Raw genomic sequence first — 22,832 nt, forward strand, 5'->3', positions numbered from 1 at the left:
CCTGTTTCCTAGAGTCGGCCGATCGACAGCCCGCCATCCGCCTGGATGACCGAGCCGGTGGCAAAGCCGAATTTGCCGCCGGCAAGTCCGGCCGCGATGTTGCCGATGTCGTCCGGTTCGCCCCAGCGCCGCATCGGCACCAGCCCCCCGTCGATCAGCGTGTCGTATTTGCTCGATACGCCGGCGGTCATGTCCGAGCGGATGATGCCCGGCCGGATCTCGAAGACGGAGATGCCTGAACTGGCAAGCTTGAGCGCCAGCCCCTGGCTGAAGGCGGCAAGGCCGGCCTTGGTCATGCAATAGTCGAGCCGCTCCGGCGAGGTCATGGTCGCCGACACCGAGGTGATGTTGATGATCGAGCGGGGCGCCCGGTCGGCCGGGTCGGTCAGCATCGAGATCAGAACGGCCTGGGTGAAAAACACCGTGCCGCGCAGGTTGGTGGCGACGATCCTGTCGAAGTTCTCCGGCAAAAGGTCGAGGAAATCGCCCCGAACGACAGAGGCGATACCGGCATTGTTGACGAGGCAGCGGATCGGCCCGAGTTCGGCACGGATGCGCTCGACAGTGGCGGCATGACCGCCGACATCGGCGAGATCCGCCTCGATGTAGATCGCCCGGCCGCCATCGCCCGCAAGCTCGGACAGCGTCTTGTCCGTGGCGCTGTCGGCAGCACCAAGTCCGGTGATCGCAATATCGAATCCCTCACCGGCAAGCGCTCGGGCAACGCCGAGCCCGATGCCGCGGCGGCCGCCGGTGACGATGGCGACGGGACGCGTCGATGACGTCATGATCGGATCTCCTTCGTAAGGATATGGTCGGCGACCCTCAGCGCCTGGGCGGCGACTGTCAGCGCCGGGTTGACGGCGGCGGATGTCGGCAGGCAGCCGGCGTCGACGACAAAGAGGTTGGCATGGTCGAAGGCGCGGCAGTAGGTGTCGAGCGGCGCGTCCTTCGGGTCCGTGCCCATCCGTACCGTGCCGCATTGGTGCGACGGCGTACGCTTGTCGAAGGCTTGCGACAGAACGATCGGATAGCCCGCAGCCTTGAAATGCTCGCGCATCTTCGCCTCAAGGGAGGAGAGCGCCTCCATGTTCGAGCGCCGCCACTGCATGATGATGCCCTTGCCATCGACCATGATCCGGCTTTCCGGGTTCGGCAGGTCCTCGGTCATCATGTACCAGTCGACCGCATGGCCGGCCATGAGATCGAAGGCGAAGCGTGGCGCCCAGGCGCCAAATCCCGGCGCGTTGGCCTTGAGGATGTCGGCGTTGATCTTGCCGAGCAATTGCACATTGCCGAGCGGCAGGCCGCCCCGGCCGCCGGTCAGGTAATAATCGTTCAGCATCAGCGTCTTCTGGTAGACGCTGTCGTTGCGCTTGAACGGATTGATCGCCAGCATGGCGCTGCAATTGTGGTTCATGAAGTTGCGACCGACCTGGTCGGACGCATTGGCCAGACCCTTGCCGTCGCCGGAACGCAGCAGGATCGCAGCCGAGTTGATCGCGCCGGCCGACAGGATCACCAGTTTCGGCGACAGCGTCTTCTTCTCGCCGCCATGGGTGTAGTGGATCGCCGCGATCCGTCCATCCGGACCAGCCTCCAGCGTATCGACATGCGCCGACGTGATCAGCTCAATGTTCGGATCATCAAGCGCGGCGGCAAGCGGCGCGGTCTCGGCGTCCTTCTTGCCCTTGCCGGTGTTCGGAAAACCATCCCAGGGCGTGCGCCCGCCCGAAAGCCACGTGTCGATATCCACGCCGAGCGGCAAGGTCGCCGGATGCAAGCCCTGTGCCTTCAACTCACTGCGGGCGCGGGCTATGGCCGGCTCGTCCGGCACCGGGCCAAAAGCGTATGGCGAGCTATGGAACGGCTCCGTCGGGTCATCGCCCAGTTCGCCGCGCACCTCGAACAGTTGCTCGGCCTTGCCATACCACGGCTCGAGCTCGCCGTAAGGAAACGGCCACGCCGGCGAGATGCCGCCCAGGTGCTGCATCTCGGTGAAATCCTCGGCCCGGTAGCGCAGGAGAACCGCACCGAAGAGCTTGGAATTGCCGCCGACGAAATAGAAGTTTCCCGGATTGAACGCGGTCCCGTCAGGCTCGCGCCACATCTCCTTCGGCCGGAAATGGCCCTTGACGAAGATCGAGCTGTAGCTGCGCGCCTCGGGCGTGTCGGGCAGGTGCTCGCCGCGCTCGAGGATCGCGATGCGGGCGCCTGAGCCGGCAAGCCCCGAAGCGATGGTGGAGCCGCCGATCCCCGACCCGATGATGACGATGTCCGGCTGCTCCTGCATGATCCGTTACGCGATCCGCTGCTGGCTCTGCGGATCGAAGAACACCGCCTTGTCGAGGTTGAAGGCAAGACGCGACGTCTGGCCGGCCGCAATGCGGGCGTCGGCTCTCAGCCGGGCAACGATTTCCTTGCCGCCGAGACGGGTGACCGCGAAGGTATCGGACCCGGCCGGCTCGACCACCTCGATCAGGCATTCACCCTCGGCGACCACCTTGGCATTGCGGTCGGCGCCGTCAGGGTCGGTCAGCGCTTCCGGACGAATGCCGAAGACGACGTCCTTTCCAGCATAGGCCGACAGCGCGCCGTTGGCATGCGGCACTGCCAGTTTCAGCGGCTCGGCATTCGGACGCGCCAGCGTGACGGCGACGTCAGCGCCGCTCTTTTCGATGCGCGCGGTCAGAAGGTTCATCGCCGGCGATCCCATGAAGTCGGCGACGAACATGTTGGCCGGGTTGTTATAGATCTCCGCCGGCGTTCCGAACTGCTGCAAGACGCCATCCTTCAGCACCGCGATCTTCGTTGCCAGCGTCATCGCCTCGATCTGGTCGTGGGTGACGTAGACGATCGTCGTCTTCATGCGGTTGTGCAGGCGCTTGATCTCGGTGCGCATGTCGACGCGCAGCTTGGCGTCAAGGTTGGAAAGCGGCTCGTCGAACAGGAAGACCTGCGGGTTGCGCACCAGCGCCCGGCCCATGGCGACGCGCTGGCGCTGACCGCCGGAGAGCTGGCTCGGCTTGCGGTCGAGCAGATGGCCGATCTGCAGCATGTCGGCGACCTGCTTGATCGCTTTTTCGCGCTCATCCTTCGGCACGCCGCGGATTTCCATGCCGAAGGCAATGTTTCCGGCAACGGTCATGTTGGGGTAGAGCGCGTAGGACTGGAACACCATCGCGATGTCGCGCTTCGACGGATGCAGATCGGCGACCGAGCGACCGTTGATGGCGATCTCGCCCGAGGTGATCGGCTCCAGGCCGGCAATCGTGTTGAGCAGGGTGGACTTGCCGCAGCCGGACGGGCCGACGAGCACCAGGAAACCGCCCTTTTCGATCTCCAGGTTGATGTCCTTGAGGATCTCGAGCGAGCCGTAGGATTTGCGCAGATTGCTGATTTTCAAGAAAGACATGAGCTTATCCTTTCACGGCGCCCGACATCAGCCCGCGAACGAAGTAGCGGCCGGACACGATGTAGACGATGAGCGTTGGCAGGGCGGCGAGGATCGCGCCCGCGAAGTGGACGTTGTATTCCTTGACGCCTGTCGAGGACGAAACGAGGTTGTTGAGCGCGACGGTCATCGGCGTCGAGTAGGGCCCGGAGAAGGACGCGCCGAACAGGAAGTCGTTCCAGATGTTGGTGAACTGCCAGATGACCGAGACGACGATGATCGGGCCGGACGACGGCAACAGGATGCGCCAGAAGATCTGGAAGAAGCTTGCGCCATCGATCTGTGCGGCGCGCACCAGCTCGGTCGGGAAGGCCTCGTAGTAGTTGCGGAAATAGAGCGTCGTGAAGCCGATGCCGTAGACCACGTGCACCATGATCAGGCCCCAGATCGAACCGGCGATGCCGAGGATGCCGAGAATACGCGCCATCGGGATCAGCACGATCTGGAATGGGATGAAGCACGAGAGCAGCAGCATGCCGAAGAAGATGTTGGCGCCCGGGAAGCGCCACTTCGTCAGCACGTAGCCGTTGAGGGCGCCAACGATCGTCGAGATCGCGACAGCCGGAACGACCATCAGGATGGAGTTGATGAAGAACGGTTTCAGGCCCGTCGGCTGCACGCCGATCTGCGCCGTCGACCAGGCCTGAAGCCAGGGTTCGATCGTAAAGGTCTGCGGCAGGTTGAGCATGCCGCCCTGGCGGATCTCGTCGAGCGGCTTCACCGAATTCACCAGCATCACGTAGAGCGGCAGCAGCGAATAGAGCGCAAAGAGGATCAGCGCGGTGTAGATCAACGCGCGGGTGAGGCGGTTGTGCGAGATGATGTTGTCTGGGCTCGGAGCGCTCATCAGCGTCTTGCTCCCCGGATTTCGGAATAGAGATAGGGAACGATGATCGAGAAGATCATCACCAGCATGATGATCGCCGAGGACGCGCCGATGCCCATCTGGTTGCGGGTAAACGTGTAGGAATACATGAAGGTCGCCGGCAGCTCGGTCGCCTGCCCCGGACCACCGCCCGTGAGCGCGATGATCAGGTCGTAGGCCTTGATCGCCAGATGCGCGAGCACCACGAAGGCGGAAAGAAACACCGGCCGCATCAGGGGAATGATGATCCGGCGATAGATCGTCGAGGTCTTGGCGCCATCGATCTGCGCCGCCTTGATGATCTCGTTGTCGACGCCGCGAAGGCCCGCCAGGAACATCGCCATGATGAAGCCGGTCGACTGCCAGACGGCGGCGATGACGACGCAGTAGATCGCGTAGTTGCGGTCCTTGATCCAGTTGAAGGAGAAGCTCTCCCAGCCCCAGAGATGCATGGTGTTTTCAAGACCGATGCCGGGGTCGAGGAACCACTTCCACGCGGTGCCCGTCACGATGAAGGACAGCGCCATCGGGTAAAGATAGATCGGCCGCAGGAAGCCTTCGGCGCGGATCTTCTGGTCGAGCAGGATCGCAAGCCCGAGGCCAAGCACGGAGCAGATGGCGATGTAGAGCACGGCGAAGATCGCCAGATTGCTCACCGCCCGCCACCAGTGCGGCAGCGCCCAAAGCTTCGCATAGTTGCTGAAACCGACGAAATTGTAGGACGGCAGCATCTTGCTGTCCGTCATCGACAGAAAGCCGGTATAGGCGATGAAGCCATAGACAAAGATCAGGACGATGAGGAAGCTCGGGGCAAGCACCAGCTTCGGTATCAGGTCCTGCAGGCGACTGCGGCTATCCATGAACGTTCACCACTTCTGGCGCGGCCGTCGGGACATCCCCAAGTCGGCATCCGCGCGAGGTTCTGGGTATCAAGGCGCCCTTCCCCGCGTCCCATTGGCCACGGCGGTTTAACGGCGCCTGCATATCGGAGTGGGTGTCCGGGGCGCTTGGCAGCGCCGCACGTCATTCAAGACGTGCCAAGGTCGCTGCAACACTCAAGTTGCGCCCCGGAACGAGCCCGTTACTTCGCGGCCGCGACGGCCGAGACCAGTTCCTTGACGGCCTCTTCGGACGTCAGTTCGCCGTTGAATTCACGCGTCACGACATCGTAGATCGCGTTCTTGACGGCAGCCGGGTTGGCATGGCCGTGGGCCATGGAACCGAAAAGCTTGCCGTTGGTGTTGGCTTCGGCGAGGTCCTTGATGCCCTTCTTGCCGCAAGCGTCGAAGTCCGTGTCCGGAACGTCGGTGCGGGCCGGGACCGAACCCTTGACCACGTTGAAGGCCGACTGGAAGGTCGGGCTTTCGATGGCCGAAGCCATGGCGAGCTGTGCCGGGACCTTGTCGTCGGCGACCTTGAACATCGCGAACTGGTCAGAGTTGAAGGTAACCGAACCTTGCGTGCCCGGGAAGCGCATGCAGACGAAGTCGGTGCCCGGCACCTTCTTGGCCTTCAGGAACTCACCCTTTGCCCAGTCACCCATGAACTGCAGGCCGGCCTTGTTCTCGATGACCATGGCCGACGCAAGGTTCCAGTCGCGACCCGAGAAGTTGTCGTCGACATAGGAGCGCAGCTTCGTCATGCGATCGAAGGCTTCTTTCATCTTGTCGCCGCCGAGCGCTGCCGGGTCGAGGTCGATGAAGGCCTGCTTATAGAAATCCGTGCCGAGCGAAAGCACGACTGCGTCGAAGATCGTCGCATCCTGCCAGGGCTGGCCGCCATGGGCGATCGGGGTGATCCCTTGAGCCTTGAAGTTGTCGAGAAGTGCGACCAGTTCGTCCCAGTTGGTCGGCTCCTTGCCGCCAGCCTTGTCGAGTGCCGCCTTGTTGATCCAGACCCAGTTGGTCGAGTGAACGTTGACCGGTGCTGCGATCCAGTGGCCGTCATACTTCGAGAACTGCTGCAGCGCAGTCGGGATGACCTTGTCCCAGCCTTCCTTGGACGCGGTCTCATCGAGGTTGCCGAGCGCGCCTTCCTTGGCCCAGTCGAGAATGTCGAAGCCGAGCATCTGCACGGCGGTCGGGGCGTTGCCTGCGGTGACGCGGGCACGCAGAACGGTCATCGCTTCCGTACCGCCACCACCGGCGACCGGCATGTCGGTCCAGGAGATGCCCTTGCTTTCCAGATCCTTCTTCAGAACGTCGAGGGCGGCAGCTTCGCCACCTGATGTCCACCAGTGCAGAACTTCCACATTTTCAGCTGCGCGCGCGGCGGTGGCCGCCATCATCAGCGCCACTACGGCCGTCGTCGTCATCAACTTGCGCATCGTTATCCTCCCGTTTGCAAGTTAACGAGGCGGAACCTCCTCCACCCCGGAATTCGCGCCGCTTCAGCCAGCGGCTGGCCATTTAAAACGTTATAAATTCAGCAAGTCAAGCATTCCGCCAATTTGTACTTTAGCACCTTCGGAACCGATTGAATTTACTGAATTATATAGCTCACATTAGCTATTGCAGTGCAACATACGATGACGCAATGCGAGATTTAAAACGTTTTCATGATTCGATTGCCTAAGCGTTCGCACCACGTTACAAAAACCGCTCCCGCCCGCATTCAGGATGACTAGCATTGGCCGCCCCCTCCAAGCCCGCTCATGCCGAAGACAGTGGCTCCACCGCCAAGCGCGGCAAGCCGACCCTTCGCACGATCGCAGAAATCACCGGCCTTGCCGTCACCACCGTTTCGCGCGCGCTTTCCGATGCGCCGCAGATCTCGCTCGAGACCCGCAAACGGGTGCGCGAGGTCGCCGACGAGATCGGGTATTCGCCCGATCGCGCCGCCCAACGCCTGAAGACCGGCCGAACCAATGTCATCGGCGTGCTGCTCGACCCACACGAAGAAATCCTCGGCTACGGCACCTCGATCATGAGCGGCATCGCCAAGGCGCTGCAGGGCACCGCCTACCACCTGATCGTCATGCCGAACTTCCTCAACAAGACCAATGTCGAGGCAGTGCACTACATCACCCGCAACGCCATGGCCGACGGCCTGATCTTTTCGCGCACCGAACCGCTCGATCCGCGTGTGCGGCTGCTGTCCGACCTCGGCTTTCCCTTCGTCACCCATGGGCGCACGGAGCTTTCCACGCCACACCCCTACGTCGACTACGACAATTTCACCTTCGCCTATCAGGCGACGAAGCGCCTGATCGCCAAGGGGCGACGCAAGCCGGCGCTGATCAGCGGCCCGGCCGACTTCACCTTCGCCGGCTACCTGCAGCACGGCTTCATGACCGCCGTGCGCGAGGCCGGCTGCGCCTACGAGATCCTGACCGGCGTCGATCTCGACAGCCCGGCCGGCATGATCCGCGACCGGGTGCGCCAGCGCTATGCCGAGCCTGATCCGCCCGACAGTTTCATGTGCGGCGGTGAGGTCTGCGCCCTTGCGACCATCACCGGCATGAGCGACTGCGGACTGACGCTCGGGCGCGAATACGACATCGTTGCCAAGCAGACCTCGCATCTGTTGAGCGCCATCCAGCCCCAGGTCGAAACGATCTACGAGGACCTGACCGCGACCGGCGAGGACATGGGCCGGGTCTTGCTGCAGAAGATCGGCGGTGAGAGCGACGTCAGCAGGCTGCAACTGCTTCTCTGTCCGCAGATCCCCGCAAGCTTCGACGCGGCCGGTTGAGCGGAGGGAACGGGCGCAAACGGTGGCGCCGCGTGGCGCTGCCTTCCGCTCCTGTTTTCCGCCGCCGATCCGCATGTTTTCTCCTCCTGAGCTGTAGTCTTAGCGCGGCATCCACCAGCCGGTGCGCGCGCCCATATGCATGTTGAGCGTCTTCGTCTCGGTATAGTCCTCGACCGAATGCCGGCCGAGTTCGCGGCCAAGGCCCGACTGGCGGTAGCCGCCGAAGGGAAGCTCCGAGGCACCGTCCATGAAGGTGTTCATCCAGATGGTGCCGGCGCGCACACGGCGACCGATCGTCAGGCAGGTGTCGAAATCGCGGCTCCAGACGCCAGCCGAAAGCCCGTAATCAATGGCATTGGCGATGCGGATCGCCTCGTCCGTCGTCTCGAAGGTCAGGACCGAGAGAACCGGGCCGAACACTTCCTCGCGCGCCACCACCATGTCCGGCCGGACGCCCGAAAGGATCGTCGGCGCCATGAACTGGCCCATGCCGAGATCGAGCGCCGCGCCGCCATGGGCGACCGACGCGCCGTCCTTCGAGGCTGCAGAAACATAGCCGGCAATCTTTTCCAGGTGCTGCGGCGTGATGATGGCACCGACCTGGGTTTGCGGGTCGAGCGGATCGCCGACCTTGACCTTGGCCGAAAGCTCGGCAATGCGCTTGGTCACCTCGTCGGCGATGTCACGATGCAGGATCAGCCGCGAGCCGGCATTGCAGCATTCGCCGGCATTGAAATAGGCGCCAAAGACCGCGGCATCGATGAACTCGTCGAGATTGGCATCGGGAAAGACGATCTGCGGGTTCTTGCCGCCAAGCTCCAGCGACACCTTCTTCAGTGTCTGTGCCGCATTGGCCATGGTCAGGCGACCGACGCCGGTCGACCCCGTGAAGGACACCATGTCGACATCAGGATGCGTCGTCATCGGCGCACCGACCTCAGGTCCCGTTCCGGTGACGATGTTGACGACGCCAGCGGGAACGCCGGCGGCTTCGAGGATTTCGCCGAGCAGCAGCGTCGAGGCCGATGTCAGTTCCGACGGCTTGACGACCGTGGTACAGCCGGCAGCAAGGGCAAAGGGCAGCTTCTGGCTGACGATCAGGAAGGGAAAGTTCCAGGGCGTGATGATCGAGACGACGCCGATCGCCTCACGCAGCACAACGCCGAGCGTGCCGTCGCCAAGCGTGTTGTAGCTTTCGCCGTGGAGATCCCGGGCAAGGGCTGCGGCGTAGCGCCAGATATCGGCTGCACCGCCGAGTTCGCCCTTGGCCTGGCTGATCGGCTTGCCGGATTCGATCGCGTCGAGATAGGCGAGCTCGTCGGCACGCTCGGCAATGATGTCGGCGGCGCGCAAAAGCACCAGCGAGCGCTCGGACGCGGTCATGCGCGGCCAGGCGCCCTCGTCGAAGGCGCGGCGGGCAGCGGCAATGGCTTTTTCAGCGTCGGCCTTGGTGCCGGCCTGATAGCGACTGACGACGACGCCATGGCCCGGAGCCGCGCGCTCGATCGTGCGCCCTTCGGCGCTGTCCACCCATTTGCCGTCGATCAGCATCTGGAAGGCGCGGACCTTGTGGCCTTCGATCGACTTGGGTTTCACGAGCATGGTCATTACCATTCTCCCTTGAATTGGGCTTCACGCTTTTCGCTGAAGGCGGCGACGCCTTCCTTGAGGTCTCCGGTCTTGGCGACAAGGATCGAGCCGAGCGCTTCGACCGCCGCGCCATTGTCTTCGCCATTCGCCGAAGCAATCATCAGTTTCGAAATCTCGAGCGCCGCCGGCCCACGCTTGGCCACACGCGCCGCATAATCGCGGGCGGCTGTGAGCACCGTTCCCGTCTCGACGACGGCATCAACCAGGCCCTCGCGAAGGGCCGCCTCGGCCGTGAACATCTCGCCGCCGAGAACCATGCGCCTGATAATCTGAGCACCGAAGCGGGAAACGAGCCGTTGCGTGCCCGACCAGCCTGGCACCATGCCGAGGCTCGTTTCAGGCAGGCCGATCTTGATCTGCGCCTCGGCCAGTCGGATATCGGCGGCGGCAGCAAGCTCCAGCCCGCCGCCAAGCGCATGGCCATTGAGCGCCGCGATCACGGGCATGCGCAATGTCGCCAGCCGCTCGAAGACGCGGTGGCCGAAACGCACCCAGTCATGGCCGAATGCGGGCGCATCCATGCCGCCCCAGGCCTTGATGTCGCCACCGGCGGAAAAGGCCTTGCCTTCGCCGGTAAGGATCACGACCCGCACATTGCGGTCTGCTTCCACCGTGTCGCACGCCGATGCCAGCGCCTTCAGCATGTCGATGTCGAAGGCGTTGAGCTTTTCGGGGCGCGCGACCGTCATGGTCGCGACGGCGCCTTCGATGTCGATACGGATACGGCCCTCAGCCACGGTCGCCTCCGTCAAGCCGGCGCGCCGGCTTCTTCGGCAAATCAAGGCCAAGAAGAGCGTCCTGGAACAGCGCCGCATCCATCGTCTTCAGCGTGTCGGACACGATCAGCGGAAATTCCGACTGGTCGAGGATATGGGCCTGCAGATCGACGCCCGGCGCGATCTCCGTCAGCATCACGCCCTCAGGCGTCAGCTTCATCACGCAGCGCTCGGTCACATAGGTGATGTCCTGGCCCTGCTCGACGCCGCGACGGCCGGAGAAGGTGACGTGCTCGACCTCGTTGACCAGCTTCTTCAGTTTGCCTTCGTTTTCAATCACCAGCTTTCCATCGGCGATCGCAAGTTTGGCGCCGGCATTGAACATGCCGGAAAAGACGATCTTCCTTGCCCGCGCGGTGATGTCGACAAAGCCGCCGGCACCGGCCGTCACATGCGGACGGAACGCGAGTTTCGAGACGTTGACCGAGCCATGGCGATCGATCTCGAGGAAGGACAGCAGCGAGGCATCGAAGCCGGCGCCCTGAAAGTAAGTGAACTGGTAGGGCGAAGGCATGAAGGCATCGGCATTCGACGCACAGCCGAAGGCGAAGTCGAGCAGCGGAACGCCACCGACGGCGCCCTGCTCGATCACCCAGGTGACGGCGCCGTGCAAGCCTTCCTCGAGCAGGATGCGCGGCACGTTGGCCGAGATGCCGAAGCCGAGATTGACGGCGCTGCCGGCCTCAATTTCCTGCGCTACGCGACGGGCGATCACCTTCTGGATGTTGAACTCCGGCACGCGGAAACTGTCGAGCGGCCGGAAGATCTCGCCGGAGATCGCCGGATCGTAGAGCGTCTGGGTCGTCTGCTTCTGGTCGGGATCGACGATCACATAGTCAACGAGCACGCCCGGCACCCGCACGTCGTGCGGCTTCAACGAGCCTTCCTTGGTGACGCGCTTGACCTGGGCAATGACGATACCGCCATTGTTGCGCGCGGCGAGCGCCTGGTCGAGGCCGCCGAGATAGGCGCCCTCGTGCTCATAGGTGAGGTTGCCGCGCTCGTCGGCCGTCGTCGCGCGGATGATCGCCACCTGCGGCGCGATCGCCTTGAAATAAAGCCAGTCCTCCCCCTCGAAGGAGACTTTCTTCACGACCGGCTCGGCGGCAGCCGAGGCGTTCATGGCGCAGCCTTCGCGCGACGGATCGACGAAGGTGTCGAGCCCGACCTTGGTCATCACACCAGGGCGCTTGGCCGCGGCCTCGCGATGCATGTCGAACAGGATGCCCGAGGGAATGTTGTAGGCGGCGACTTCGTCAGAGCCGATCATCTGCCAGATCAGCGGCGGTTCGGCACTCGACGGACCGGAAGGGTAGGAGCCGCCGATGATCTTCTTCAAGAGCCCTTTCTTGGCGATGTAGTCGACCCCCTTGATGCCGCTCATGTCGCCGGCGGCGATCGGATGCAACGTCGTCAGGTTGCGCGGATGGCCGGTCGCCTCGAAACGCTCTCCGATCGCCTTCAGCATCAGGTCCGGGCAACCGAGACCGCTCGACGACGAGACGGAAACCACCGCGCCATCCGGGATCAGGGCCGCCGCTTCGGCCGGCGAGATATGCTTGTTCATCGACATCCGTTCAAAGTCCCGTTTCGATCGCCACGGCCTGGCCGGTGGCTGCCGCCTTGACCACGGCAAGACCAGCCGCCAGCGACCAGACGCCGTCTTCGCCCGTCGCCGATGGACGGCCGTTGCCCTGAGCCGCCGCATGGAAGGCGGAAAGCGCGGTTTCGTAGAGATTGCGATGGTCGAGCGTAAGTTCGGTCTCGCCATCGGCATTGCGCAGCGTCACCGTGCCGATGGGCTTTTGCGTCATCACATTGCGGCCAACCAGCGATCCCTCGGTGCCATGCACTTCAAGGCCGGTCTCGGCGTATCTGGTGGTGAACGCGTCATGGAACTGGGCGATGACGCCGGAACGGAAACGGATAACGCCCATCACGCCGTCTTCCAGTCCTTCCTTGCCCATGCCGGCACTGTGGCTGATGGCGAGGGCTTCCACCGGGTCGTCGTTGAGGATGAAGCGCAGCGTATCGGCATCATGCACGGTGATGTCGAGGATGACGCCGCCACCGGCATCCGGCCGCTCCAGCCGCCAGCCCTGCAGGTGCGGCGGCAGATAGACGGCGTGGAAAACACGCGCGGCGATCGGCCGGCCGATCTTGCCTTCGGCGATCGCATCGCGCATCGCCCGGTGTGCGGCAGCGTTGCGCAGGTGATGATTGGTTGCAAGCACAACACCGGCCTCGCGCGCCGCCGACACCATCTCGCGGGCATCCTCAAGCGTCATCGCCAGGGGTTTTTCGCAAAGAACGTGTTTTCCGGCGGCAATCGCCGCCAGCGTCTGCTCGCGATGCAATTCGTTGGTGGTCGAGACATAGACGGCATCGACATCGGGATCGCCGACCAGTTCGGCAAGCGAAGTCACCGACTTCGCAATATTGTTTTCCTCGGCATAGGCAGCACCTCGCTCGGCGCTGGTGCTCATGACCGAGACGACCTCGCCCCCGGCAGCGCGGATCGCGCCGATCACCCATTCGCGTGCAATCGTGCTTGCGCCGATCAGACCCCACCGTGTCATGCCAGTGCCTCCCTTTTTCTCTCCAATTGCCCGCCACAGCTCTGACGAACGACGAGGCGGACCGAACCGACGATCGCCTCGGGTTCCGCCTTGCCGGCCTTGATCTGCTTCAGGAGCAGTTCGGCAGCCCGCTGCCCCATGCCTTGCGGATCGACGGACACCGTCGTCAGCGCCGGCACGGCGGTCTTCGCCTCGATCACGTCGTCGAAACCGATGACGGCGAAATCGGCGCCTGGCTCCAGCCGCCGCGCCCTCAGGCCATCACAGACGCCGAAGGCGACCGCGTCGTTGAAGCAAAGCGCCGCCGTCGGCCGATCGCCAAGCATCATCGCCTGCTCGACCGCCGTCACGCCACCGGCGCGCGACGGCGCCGAACCGATGACCAGCGCCTCCGCAGCCGGCATGCCGGCCTCGATCAGAGCGTCGCGATAACCGCGCATGCGCGCCTCGAAGACGGCGGTATCGGGAAAGCCGCCAAGGAAGGCGATGCGCTGGTGGCCGCGCTCGATGAGGTGCCGCACCGCGGCCATGGCACCGGCGTGGTTGTCGGAAATCAGCGAGGAAACCTCGGCGCCGGCGATATCGCGAACGACGAGGACCACGGGAATGCCGCTGTCGACCAACGGCGCGAGATCCGAAGCCTCGGTGCCGCGCGCCGGCGAGACGATCAGGCCGGAGACACCGTGCTCGCGCATCGATGCGACGACTTCGCGCTGGCGCTCGATCTTTTCACCGGTGTTGGCAAGGAACTGCACGAAGCCCGCCGACTGCACGACCGCATCGACGCCGACGGCGAGCTCGGCAAAGAAGCTGTTGGTCAGGTCGTTGACGACGATGCCAATGATCTTGGACTTCGACTGGCGAAGATTGGCGGCACTGCGATTGTAGACATAACCGAGGTCGCGAATGGCTGCGTTGACCTTGGCCCGCGTCGCCTCGTTGACCAGCGAACTGCCCTGAAGGACGAGCGACACGGTCGACTTCGACACGCCGGCGGCGTGTGCGATATCGATGACCGTTACCCTGTCCTTGACCACAGTATCCTCCCGAATTCTCTTGTCTGCTTTCCTCTTTCATAATTGGAACGTTCCAATTTCGTCAAGATGGCCGCGATCACTTTTTCGGCGATCGACGCCATCTTGGCGGAAGAGAATGACCGTTTATTTTGCGACGGTCGCATCTTGCGTCTAAAAATAGCTATATAAAACAGTCGGAAACGGCAGCGATGCCGCCAACCGCACGTCAGGCATTCGAGCTTAAAAATAATGCCGCTTGCCATTTGGAACGATCCAAAGTATTTCAGGACAAACGTCTGCGGAGGAGACCGACCCGATGACAAGCCTGACGCTGCCGCGCCAAGACGGTTCACTCGAACTCTACCGGCTGACGGGAACACCGATTGAGCGGCCGCAGACGCCGCCGACGTTCAGCCGCATCGCCTACGCAGCCGCCCATGTGGTTTCCGATCCGATCAGGGATCTCGATCCCTGGGGCAATCCGGCAATCGACTGGGACGCGACGATGGCGTTCCGCCATCACCTCTGGGGCCTGGGCTTCAAGATCGCCGAAGCGATGGATACGGCCCAGCGTGGCATGGGTCTGGCGTGGCCGGGCGCGCAGCAACTGATCCGCCGCTCGATGGCCGAGGCGCGGCAGGTCCCGGGCGCCGATCTCGCCTGCGGCGCCGGTACAGATCATCTGGCGCCCGCTGACGCGCGCTCCCTGGACGACGTGATCGCGGCCTATGAGGAACAGGTCGGCTTCGTCGAAGGCGAGGGGGGCCGGACGATCATGATGGCGAGCCGAGCGCTCGCCCGCGTCGCACGTTCCGCCGACGATTATCGCCATGTCTACGGTCGCATCCTCGGCCAAACGCGGCACAAGGTGGTGCTGCACTGGCTCGGCGACATGTTCGACCCACAGCTTCGGGGCTATTGGGGCTCAGACGATTTCGACCAAGCGCTCGATACCGTGCTATCGATCATCGAGGCCAACCGCGACAAGGTCGAGGGCATCAAGATCTCGCTGCTCGACAACGCCAGGGAGGTGGCGCTGCGCGACCGCCTGCCCGATGGGGTGCTCTGCTTTACCGGCGACGACTTCAACTATGCCGAACTGATCGAAGGCGACGGCCGCAAGTACAGTCATGCGCTGCTCGGCATCTTCGACGCCGTGGCGCCGTCCGCCTCCAGGGCGCTGGCGGCACTGGCAAAGGACGACCTTTCGACCTTTCGCGGCGTGATCGAGCCGACCGTTCCCCTGTCGCGCAAGATCTTCGAAGCCCCGACGCAGTACTACAAGGCCGGCGTCGTCTTCCTCGCCTGGCTGAACGGCCACCAGCGGCACTTCACCATGCCGGCGGGCATGCAGTCGGCGCGCGGGGTGTTGCACTATTCCGACATCTTCCGTCTCGCCGACCGCGCCAATGTGCTCGACCGGCCGGACCTGGCGGTGTCGCGGATGCAGAGCCTGCTATCAACCCTGGGTGTCGAGCAGGTCGCATGAGCCCAATTGCGAACGGCGCCCCTTGGGCGCGCCGTTGCTTTCTCATCCCATGTGGACCGGCGAACGCTGACGTGGTCAGAATGTCGCCGTCAGGCTCAGCCAGAAGCGGCGGCCTTCGCCGACGGCATTGAAGTCCGTCGGTTCGACCTCCTTGTCGAGAAGGTTGTAGACGGCTGCGTTGAGCGTCAGCCCTTCGCCGACGTCGTATTTCGTGCCGATATCGACGGTCGCATAGGCGTCGTACTTGTAGCCCGTCTTGCCGTTGATCTTCACCGGTTTTCCGCTGGTGGTGGAGACGCGCGGGCCGGCAGAGATTTCCTCGCCGTGATAGTTGACCGAGGCCCAGGCCTCGAGGCCCTCGATCGGCGTGAACCAGTCAGCCCGCAGATTGGCCATGTGCTCCGGCGTGCGCGCCAGCGGGAAACCTGCAAAATCGCCTGTCTTCTGCTCCGACTGGGTGTAGGTATAGCTGGCGCGCAGCGTCAGGTCCGCGGTCGCGTTCCACGTGGCGGTCAGTTCCACGCCCTGGATGATCGCGTCATCGATGTTGTAGTTGTACCAGAGGCGGTAGTTCGGATCCTCGCTCCAGCGCACCGGATTTCCGGACGCGTCCATCACCGGCAGGTTGGATATCTTGTCCTTGAAATCCGTGTAGAAATAGGTGCCGCCGAGGATGACGTCGCCGTTGTCCCAGACCGCGCCGATTTCATAGCTGGTGCTCGATTCGGCCTTCAGGTTCGGATCGGCGATGATCACGCCGCAGGTCCCGCTTGGCCCGTAGGTGCAGCCACCGCCGCCGGTCGTATAGGCATAGCCCGGCGCAATGCTGCGGATATCCGGAGCGCGGAAGCCGGTGGAGACGCCGCCCTTCACCGTCAGCATGTCGGTCGCGTCCCAGACGCCATAGATGCGCGGGCTCAGATGGTAGCCGTATTCCTGGTGGTGATCGAGCCGCAGGCCCGTGGTCAGGGCGAAACTGTCGACCATGCGCCACTCGTCCTCGGCAAACAGCGCCCATTGCGTCGCCGAGAAGGTTTCGTTCTGACCACTGCGTCGGCCCGGATTCTGGTCCGACAACCGCGCCTCGAAATACTGCCCGCCGGTGACCAGCGTGTGGCTGCCGCCAAGATCGAAGGGCGTGGTGAACTTGCCGTCGATGACGGTGTTGCGAACCTCCGGCGCGCGCTGCTGCTTGACGAAGCGGCTGTCCGCCTGGCTGTAGTTGTAGTTCCGCCGCTCGGCCCATTCCTGCAGGATCGAGAAATCGGAGGTCGTCGGGCCCCAGCGCCCGGTGTGCGAGAACGACCAGTGGTCGCGGTCGTTTTCGTTGTAGGTGCTGACGGCCCGCGGGCCCGGCGCGATCGTGTTGCCGACATTGGCGTCGCGCTTCAGCCGCGCCTTCCCGCCCTCCAGGAAAAAGTCGTGGTCCTCGTTCGGCGTATAGGCTAGCCGCCCCGTCAGGTCGTGCTCCTTTGCGCCGGTGATGCCGGAGAGAAGTTTGTCCTCACCACGCTTGAGTCCCCGGCCCCAGATCTGCACGCCGAGCGTATCCTTGAGAATTGGACCGCTGGCATAAAACGACATCTGACCCGAGTTGCCGAAGCGCTTGTGCTGCTGCATCGTGCCGTCGGTCGTGACCGAACCGGTCCAAGTGTCGGCGACCTTGCGGGTGATGATGTTGATGACGCCGCCCATGGCATCGGAACCGTAGAGCGACGACATCGGACCGCGCACGATCTCGATCCGCTCGATGGCCGCTGCCGGCGGGATGAAACTCTGCTCGAAACCAGAATTGCCGTTGGTGCGCGCGTCGCGCGTGCTCTGGCGTTTGCCGTCCACGAGGATCAGCGCGTAGGAGCCGGGCAGGCCGCGGATGAAGATATCGCGCTCGTTGGCCACACCTGTGACGGCCACCCCTTGCGCATCCCTGAGCGCATCCGTCAGGTCTCGGAACGATCGCTTGCGCAGATCCTCGCCGGTCACGACCGTGATGCTGGCCGGCGCCTCCTTGACGTTCTGTTCGAAGCCGGTCGCCGTTACCACGATCTGCTCGAGCTCGGTTGTCTCCTGCTCGGCCTTTTCCTTGGCCTTCTGCGCCTGCGCATTCACCGGCAGGGCGAGTGCCGTGCCCGCAAGGCAAGCGCAAACGAAACGCCGCGACCAGCCAAACGAAACGCGCCCTGGTGACGGCGCCGCCTGCCACCACGAGCCACCGGTTTCCAATGCAGGCCCCACCCGTTTGATCATCTTTGCCCCACATATATCTTGAGTAACGAACTCCACTTAGATATTGGCGAGACAGGCGGCAACGTCGCTGTTTTGGAACCGTTCTAAATTTGAACAGGCGCAAAACACGGCTTGCGAATATGCCGGAACAGACAGTGAGGCGGCACCGAGTGATAGCGAGTGAGGCAGCGGACGAGACGACGGTCGGATCGGACTCGAGCGAGCGCCAGACAGATCTCCGAAAATTGCGCCTGCTGCTGGCGCTCGACGCGCTGCTCAGGGAAAACAGCGTCAGCCGGGCGGCGGCAAGCGTCGGGCTGCAGCCGTCGGCGATGAGCCGCCTGCTCGGCCAACTGCGCGACGACTATGACGATCCGCTGTTTCTGCGCACCGGCCACGGGCTTCGTCCGACACCGCTTGCTGAATCTCTGCGGCTGCGCGTGCGGGCGGTTGCGGCCGAGACCGAGGCGCTTTTTGGCGCAGACCGATCCCGGAGGCCGTCCACCTCGGTTCAAGCGCGTCACTCGGGCTGGGTCGGGCAGGGGCTCAGCAACGCTCCGCCCCTTTCGGTCCGGCCGAGCCGGCTTCTGGAAGGCGAACCGGCTCCGGAGGATTTCGCGGCAAAGCTCGCCGGGATCGGCGGCGACGCCGCACCGCAAAAACGGCTTGCCCGCTGCATCGCCACGATCGGCACGGGCGCGGGGCGCAGCCGGCCCTTGAGTGAAGACGAAGCTGAGGATGCGCTGGCGATCATTCTCGCCGGCGAAGCGGATCCGGTGCAGATCGGCGCGCTGATGACCGTGCTGCACTATCGCGGGCCGACCGCGATCGAAATCGCAGGTTTCGTGCGCGCCATGCGACGGCATATCGGCGCAGTCGAACCGGGAGAGGGCGCGGCCGACCTCGACTGGCCCTGCTATCTCTCACCCAAGCTGAAAACCGCCCCCTGGTTCCTGCATGCGGCGCGGCTGGTGGCCGCGGCCGGCCATCGTGTCGTCCTGCATGGCAATTATGGCGAGGAAAGCGAGGAACGACACAAGCTGGAAGTCGCGGCAGCCTGCGCAGGCATCCCGATCTGCCGCTCCGTCGAAGCGGCTCATGATGCGCTTTCCGCAGCTGGCATCGCCTACCTGCCGCTGTCGGTGCTGGCTCCGCAGATCTATCGGCTGCTGGGGCTCTATCGCCTGATGGAGATGCGCATGCCGCTGAATGCCGCCATCCACCTTCTCAACCCGCTCAGCGCCCGTGCCAGCCTGCTTGGCGTCGCCAACCCATCGAGCCGCACGATCAGCCGCGACATCGCCCTGTTGCTTGGCACGCAGGACCTGACGATCCTCGGCAACACGCGGGATCATGCGGAATTCACGCCCTACCGGCAGACCCCGCTCTTCCGGCTTGTCGCGGGCGAACCGTCGGACCTCATCGTTCCAGCGGCAGCTGCGCCGCCGGCTGAACTGCGCACGGGCCTCAGCAGCCGCGAATACTGGCAGGCGGTTTGGACAGGTGCCGCCCGCGACGAGCGGGCGGAAACGATCATCATGACGACGGCGGCCGCAGCCCTCATCAGCCTTGACGGAAGCGACGATTTCGCCGCGGCCTGCCGAACGGCGCGCGCCCTGTGGAGCGCACGATCACGCCATCCAGCGTGACCGGGCATCACCCTCAGGCCGCGAGGCCCTTTTTCGCCAGCATCGCATCCGGGCTCGGCAGCTTGCCGCGGAAGGCTTTGTAGGCGTCTTCCGGGTCGACCGATCCGCCGACCGAATAGATGTGATCCTTGAGGCGTCCGGCCATATCCGGATCGAAGGCATTGCCGGTTTCCTCGAACGCAGCGAAAGCGTCCGCGTCGAGCACTTCCGACCACATGTAGGAATAGTAACCGGCCGAATAGCCGTCGCCCGAAAAGACGTGCAGGAAATGCGGGCTGCGATGGCGCATGACGATGGACTTCGGCATGCCGATCTCTTCGAGCTTCCTTGCTTCGAGCGCCAGCGGTTCGGTGACCGTTTCAGCCGTATGGTAGGCCATGTCGACCAGTGCCGAGGAGGTGAACTCGACGGTGGCAAAGCCGGAGTTGAAGGTCCGCGCCGCCAGCACCTTGCCGAGCAAGGCCTCGGGCATCGGTTCGCCGGTCTGGTAGTGAACGGCGTAGCGCTTCAGGATATCCGGCACCGTCAGCCAATGCTCGTAGAGCTGCGACGGCAGTTCGACGAAGTCGCGCGACACGCCGGTACCGGAAACCGAGGGGTAGGTGACATCAGATAGCATGCCATGCAACGCATGCCCGAACTCGTGGAAGAGGGTGCGGGCGTCATCAAGCGACAGCAGCGCCGGCTTGCCCTGGGCGGGTTTCGCAAAATTGCAGACGTTGTAGATGATCGGCAGTTCGCCTTCGGCGCCGTTCTTGAGCTTCAGCTTGTGCTGCGACTGGAACGAGCTCATCCATGCACCGGAACGCTTCGATGGCCGGGCGAAAAAGTCGCCGAGGAACAGCGCGACCAGCTTGCCCGATGCGTCCTTGATCTCGAACACCCGCACGTCAGGGTGATAACCGGCAACGCCCTTCTTTTCCGTCGCCGTGATGCCGAACAGCCGCTTGGCGACGTCGAAGCAGGCGTCGATGATCTTTTCGAGCTGCAGATAGGGCTTGAGTTCACCTTCGGAGAAACTGAATTTCTCGGCCCTGAGCTTTTCCGCGTAATGCCGCCAGTCCCATGGCATGACGTCGTGGTTGCGGCCCTCGGCAGCAATCAGCCTGGCAAGCTCGGCCTCTTCCTCGCGGGCGCGGGCGACAGCCTTTTCCCAGACCTGCATCAACAGTCCGTTCACCGCATCGGGCGACTTCGCCATGGTGTCGTCGAGCTTCAGCGCCGCAAAATTCTCATAGCCGAGCAGTTTCGCCTTTTCGCCGCGAAGCGCCAGCATCTCGGCGATCAGTCCACGATTGTCGGTTTCACCGCCGTTCTCGCCGCGTGCGATCCAGGCGCGGAAAGCCTGTTCCCTCAAGTCGCGATTGTCGGAGAAGGTCAGGAACGGCTCGATGATCGAGCGCGAGAGCGTGACGGCGAATTTCCCCTTCTGGCCACGATCTGCGGCGACGGCCGCCATCGCGTCGCGCAGGAAATCCGGCAGGCCGGCAAGCTGTTTCTCGCTCTCAAGGAAGAGCACCCAGTTCTTTTCGTCGGCAAGGACGTTCTGGCCGAATTTCGCGCCGATGCCCGCAAGCTTCTCGTTGATCGCCGCGAGCCGCTCCTGTTGCGGCTTTTCGAGCTTGGCGCCGGATTTGACGAAGCCCTTCCAGTGCCGCTCAAGCACCCGGGTGGCTTCGAGGTCGAGGCCAAGCGCCTCCCGCCCCTGCCAGAGCGTATCGATGCGCTTGAACAGCGCCGCATTCATGCCGATCTTCGAATAGTGCCGCGACATCTTGGGCGCGATTTCGCGCTCCAGCGCCTGGATGGTCTCGTTGGTGTCGGCGCCCGCCTTGTTCCAGAAGATCGAGGACACCCGCGAAAGCGCGTCGCCGGCAATCTCCAGCGCGACGATCGTGTTTTCGAAGGTTGGTTGAAGCGGATTGTCGGCAATCGCGTCGATCTCGGCCTCGTGCTCCCGGAACGCCGCCTCGAATGCGGGTGCGAAATCCTCGTCCTTCACCAGGTCGAAACGGGGCAAGCCCTCGTGGCCAGTCCACTGTGTGAGCGCGGGGTTGAGAGTGGTCATCAGAAATCCTTTCGCATGCAGGCTCGGCTTAGGGCCGGGGAGAGACACCGCAGACCATGACAGAAGGAAGCGGCGAAAATGTAGGTGGTTGCCGATGCCGGCACCGTCAAGGCTTGCGCAGACCGAGAAGACCGGGCGCCGCATGCCACACGGCCTGCACGGCAAACCCGATGAACAGAAGGCCCGAGAGCCGGACAATCGCCAGCTCATGGCGTCGGTAGAAGCGCCTGACGACAGACGTGCCGATGATGACAATCAGGATCAGGTCTGCGACGAGAAAGCCGATGAGCGAGACGCCGAGCAACGCCGGCAGGGCGTTGAAGTCGAGCGCACTGGCAGAGCTGGCGAGCAGGGCGGTGAAGGTTGCAAGCGCAACCGGATAGCCTTTGGGATTGGTGAGCCCGAAGATCAGCCCACGGCGCAAGGGACGCTCGACAGTTACGAGGGCGCGGCTTTCGCCCGCCGGTCTCGCGCGCAGTGCCGTCCAGCCGATCCACCCGAGATAGGCACCGCAGAAGAGGCCGAGAATATCGAAGATCGTGGTGCCGACCGAGCGCGCGCCGACGATCGCAACCAGCGCAAGGGTCGACCAGAGGACGTCACCGGCCAGATGCCCGCCCATGAACAGCGCGCCTGCCTTGCGTCCCTGGCCCGCCCCAATGCCGAGCAACGCCAGAAACGCCGGTCCGGGAATGAGGACATAGGAAAGAGCGGCGAGAAAAGCTCCGAACAAAAGCGTCTCGGACATGGCAGGTTCCCGGTTGCGTTTCCCGCATTCGATCCGGGGGCACCGATTCAGTCAAGCGGAAAGCGAAGCCACTGATAGGAGGACGCGGATGACCGCTTGCCGGCAAACGTCAGGTTCCTGGTCGTGGCCCGGAGATGTGCGGCGACCGCGCGGACGAACTTGTACATGATCTTCTCCTCGAAGGGTCGATGGCCGGCAGATGCGTTGCCTTGCAAACACCATCGCACTCCCCCGGCACAGCAGCTGTTCCGCCGGGAACGCACCGCCTGGCGTGCGCGCACAAATCTTTCGTTTCGCCGATTTCCCTCGATACGAAGTTGCGCTAGAACGCGGCCGAGTTTTCCCCCCGCGAGAAGGACTATCCATGACTGTGCGCAACCTCTTCCTTCTGCCCGGCGACGGCATCGGCCCGGAAGCCATGGCGGAAGTCCGCAAGATCATCGCCTACATGAACGCCGAGCTTTCCGCCGGCTTCGTGACCGACGAGGGCCTGGTCGGCGGTTCGGCCTATGACGCCCACGGCCAGGCGATTTCGGAAGGGGACATGGCAAAGGCGCTCGCGGCAGATGCGGTGCTGTTTGGCGCCGTCGGCGGTCCGAAGTGGGATGCGGTGCCTTAT

The 22,832-nt window shown here is 63.6% G+C and carries 18 protein-coding genes; 4 read left to right on the forward strand and 14 right to left on the reverse strand.

The window, feature by feature from the left end:
- Window positions 1-8: 8 nt before the first annotated feature.
- The 6 genes from VGO12_RS31100 to VGO12_RS31125 all read right to left on the reverse strand — a co-directional run bounded on the left by VGO12_RS31100 (window position 9) and on the right by VGO12_RS31125 (window position 6,633).
- Complete coding sequence (locus VGO12_RS31100; protein WP_327516594.1) at window positions 9-788, reverse strand: 3-ketoacyl-ACP reductase; 780 nt, start codon at window positions 786-788, stop codon at window positions 9-11.
- Window positions 785-2,293 carry a GMC family oxidoreductase gene (locus tag VGO12_RS31105; RefSeq protein WP_327516595.1) on the reverse strand — a complete coding sequence of 503 codons (1,509 nt, stop codon included), beginning with the start codon at window positions 2,291-2,293 and terminating at the stop codon, window positions 785-787. Before VGO12_RS31105 ends, VGO12_RS31100 begins: the two co-directional genes overlap by 4 nt.
- A gap of 6 nt (window positions 2,294-2,299) precedes the next feature.
- A complete protein-coding gene (locus tag VGO12_RS31110; protein ID WP_327516596.1) occupies window positions 2,300-3,415 on the reverse strand; it encodes an ABC transporter ATP-binding protein in 1,116 nt (371 codons plus the stop codon).
- A 4-nt stretch (window positions 3,416-3,419) separates the two neighbouring features.
- Complete coding sequence (locus VGO12_RS31115; protein ID WP_327516597.1) at window positions 3,420-4,301, reverse strand: carbohydrate ABC transporter permease; 882 nt, start codon at window positions 4,299-4,301, stop codon at window positions 3,420-3,422.
- Window positions 4,301-5,179 carry a sugar ABC transporter permease gene (locus VGO12_RS31120; RefSeq protein ID WP_327516598.1) on the reverse strand — a complete coding sequence of 293 codons (879 nt, stop codon included), beginning with the start codon at window positions 5,177-5,179 and terminating at the stop codon, window positions 4,301-4,303. Before VGO12_RS31120 ends, VGO12_RS31115 begins: the two co-directional genes overlap by 1 nt.
- Before the next feature lie 221 nt (window positions 5,180-5,400).
- The gene (locus tag VGO12_RS31125; protein WP_414650804.1) at window positions 5,401-6,633 is read right to left on the reverse strand and encodes an ABC transporter substrate-binding protein; all 1,233 of its coding nucleotides are present in this window, start codon (window positions 6,631-6,633) and stop codon (window positions 5,401-5,403) included.
- A 314-nt stretch (window positions 6,634-6,947) separates the two neighbouring features.
- Here VGO12_RS31125 and VGO12_RS31130 point away from each other — a divergent pair, with 314 nt between their 5' ends.
- Window positions 6,948-8,012: a LacI family transcriptional regulator gene (locus tag VGO12_RS31130; protein WP_327516600.1), complete on the forward strand. Its 1,065-nt coding sequence runs from the start codon at window positions 6,948-6,950 to the stop codon at window positions 8,010-8,012.
- A gap of 99 nt (window positions 8,013-8,111) precedes the next feature.
- Here VGO12_RS31130 and VGO12_RS31135 read toward each other — a convergent pair whose 3' ends face one another.
- Genes VGO12_RS31135 through VGO12_RS31155 form a run of 5 tightly spaced genes read right to left on the reverse strand, consistent with a single transcriptional unit; the run spans window position 8,112 to window position 14,054 of the window.
- Window positions 8,112-9,620 (reverse strand): aldehyde dehydrogenase family protein, encoded by a 1,509-nt coding sequence (locus VGO12_RS31135; RefSeq protein WP_327516601.1) that lies wholly within the window; start codon window positions 9,618-9,620, stop codon window positions 8,112-8,114.
- Entirely contained in the window at window positions 9,620-10,399 is a 780-nt protein-coding gene (locus VGO12_RS31140; RefSeq protein ID WP_327516602.1) for an enoyl-CoA hydratase/isomerase family protein, read from the reverse strand. The genes VGO12_RS31135 and VGO12_RS31140 overlap by 1 nt, the downstream gene beginning before the upstream one ends.
- Entirely contained in the window at window positions 10,392-12,011 is a 1,620-nt protein-coding gene (locus VGO12_RS31145) for an acyl CoA:acetate/3-ketoacid CoA transferase (protein ID WP_327516603.1), read from the reverse strand. The genes VGO12_RS31140 and VGO12_RS31145 overlap by 8 nt, the downstream gene beginning before the upstream one ends.
- Window positions 12,012-12,015: 4 nt before the next feature.
- Window positions 12,016-13,017, reverse strand: coding sequence for a Gfo/Idh/MocA family oxidoreductase (locus VGO12_RS31150; RefSeq protein WP_327516604.1), 1,002 nt, complete (start codon window positions 13,015-13,017; stop codon window positions 12,016-12,018).
- A complete protein-coding gene (locus tag VGO12_RS31155; RefSeq protein ID WP_327516605.1) occupies window positions 13,014-14,054 on the reverse strand; it encodes a LacI family DNA-binding transcriptional regulator in 1,041 nt (346 codons plus the stop codon). Before VGO12_RS31155 ends, VGO12_RS31150 begins: the two co-directional genes overlap by 4 nt.
- A gap of 295 nt (window positions 14,055-14,349) precedes the next feature.
- On the opposite strand from VGO12_RS31155, the gene VGO12_RS31160 reads away from it, so the two are divergent.
- Entirely contained in the window at window positions 14,350-15,522 is a 1,173-nt protein-coding gene (locus tag VGO12_RS31160) for a dihydrodipicolinate synthase family protein (RefSeq protein ID WP_327516606.1), read from the forward strand.
- Between the two features lie 75 nt (window positions 15,523-15,597).
- Here the strand turns inward: VGO12_RS31160 and VGO12_RS31165 are convergent, their stop codons facing one another.
- Window positions 15,598-17,769: a TonB-dependent receptor domain-containing protein gene (locus tag VGO12_RS31165; protein ID WP_327516607.1), complete on the reverse strand. Its 2,172-nt coding sequence runs from the start codon at window positions 17,767-17,769 to the stop codon at window positions 15,598-15,600.
- 149 nt (window positions 17,770-17,918) lie between these two features.
- Here VGO12_RS31165 and VGO12_RS31170 point away from each other — a divergent pair, with 149 nt between their 5' ends.
- Window positions 17,919-19,397 carry a glycosyl transferase family protein gene (locus tag VGO12_RS31170; protein ID WP_327516608.1) on the forward strand — a complete coding sequence of 493 codons (1,479 nt, stop codon included), beginning with the start codon at window positions 17,919-17,921 and terminating at the stop codon, window positions 19,395-19,397.
- 13 nt (window positions 19,398-19,410) lie between these two features.
- Here the strand turns inward: VGO12_RS31170 and VGO12_RS31175 are convergent, their stop codons facing one another.
- Window positions 19,411-21,465 (reverse strand): M3 family metallopeptidase, encoded by a 2,055-nt coding sequence (locus VGO12_RS31175; protein WP_327516609.1) that lies wholly within the window; start codon window positions 21,463-21,465, stop codon window positions 19,411-19,413.
- 106 nt (window positions 21,466-21,571) lie between these two features.
- Window positions 21,572-22,213, reverse strand: a complete 642-nt coding sequence (locus VGO12_RS31180; protein WP_327516610.1) for a LysE family translocator — start codon at window positions 22,211-22,213, stop codon at window positions 21,572-21,574.
- Window positions 22,214-22,577: 364 nt separating this feature from the next.
- Here VGO12_RS31180 and VGO12_RS31185 point away from each other — a divergent pair.
- A partial coding sequence (locus VGO12_RS31185; RefSeq protein WP_327516611.1) for an isocitrate/isopropylmalate family dehydrogenase occupies window positions 22,578-22,832 on the forward strand: 255 nt, incomplete at its 3' end.

The sequence above is a fragment of the Ensifer sp. genome, assembly GCF_035999135.1.
GTDB lineage: Bacteria > Pseudomonadota > Alphaproteobacteria > Rhizobiales > Rhizobiaceae > Ensifer.

Bases quoted from the DNA above. Each gene is read 5' to 3' on its own strand.
- VGO12_RS31100 (WP_327516594.1), bottom strand. From the start codon at position 788: ATGACGTCATCGACGCGTCCCGTCGCCATCGTCACCGGCGGCCGCCGC.
- VGO12_RS31105 (WP_327516595.1), bottom strand. From the start codon at position 2,293: ATGCAGGAGCAGCCGGACATCGTCATCATCGGGTCGGGGATCGGCGGC.
- VGO12_RS31110 (WP_327516596.1), bottom strand. From the start codon at position 3,415: ATGTCTTTCTTGAAAATCAGCAATCTGCGCAAATCCTACGGCTCGCTC.
- VGO12_RS31115 (WP_327516597.1), bottom strand. From the start codon at position 4,301: ATGAGCGCTCCGAGCCCAGACAACATCATCTCGCACAACCGCCTCACC.
- VGO12_RS31120 (WP_327516598.1), bottom strand. From the start codon at position 5,179: ATGGATAGCCGCAGTCGCCTGCAGGACCTGATACCGAAGCTGGTGCTT.
- VGO12_RS31125 (WP_414650804.1), bottom strand. From the start codon at position 6,633: ATGACGACGACGGCCGTAGTGGCGCTGATGATGGCGGCCACCGCCGCG.
- VGO12_RS31135 (WP_327516601.1), bottom strand. From the start codon at position 9,620: ATGACCATGCTCGTGAAACCCAAGTCGATCGAAGGCCACAAGGTCCGC.
- VGO12_RS31145 (WP_327516603.1), bottom strand. From the start codon at position 12,011: ATGTCGATGAACAAGCATATCTCGCCGGCCGAAGCGGCGGCCCTGATC.
- VGO12_RS31150 (WP_327516604.1), bottom strand. From the start codon at position 13,017: ATGACACGGTGGGGTCTGATCGGCGCAAGCACGATTGCACGCGAATGG.
- VGO12_RS31160 (WP_327516606.1), top strand. From the start codon at position 14,350: ATGACAAGCCTGACGCTGCCGCGCCAAGACGGTTCACTCGAACTCTAC.
- VGO12_RS31165 (WP_327516607.1), bottom strand. From the start codon at position 17,769: ATGATCAAACGGGTGGGGCCTGCATTGGAAACCGGTGGCTCGTGGTGG.
- VGO12_RS31175 (WP_327516609.1), bottom strand. From the start codon at position 21,465: ATGACCACTCTCAACCCCGCGCTCACACAGTGGACTGGCCACGAGGGC.
- VGO12_RS31180 (WP_327516610.1), bottom strand. From the start codon at position 22,213: ATGTCCGAGACGCTTTTGTTCGGAGCTTTTCTCGCCGCTCTTTCCTAT.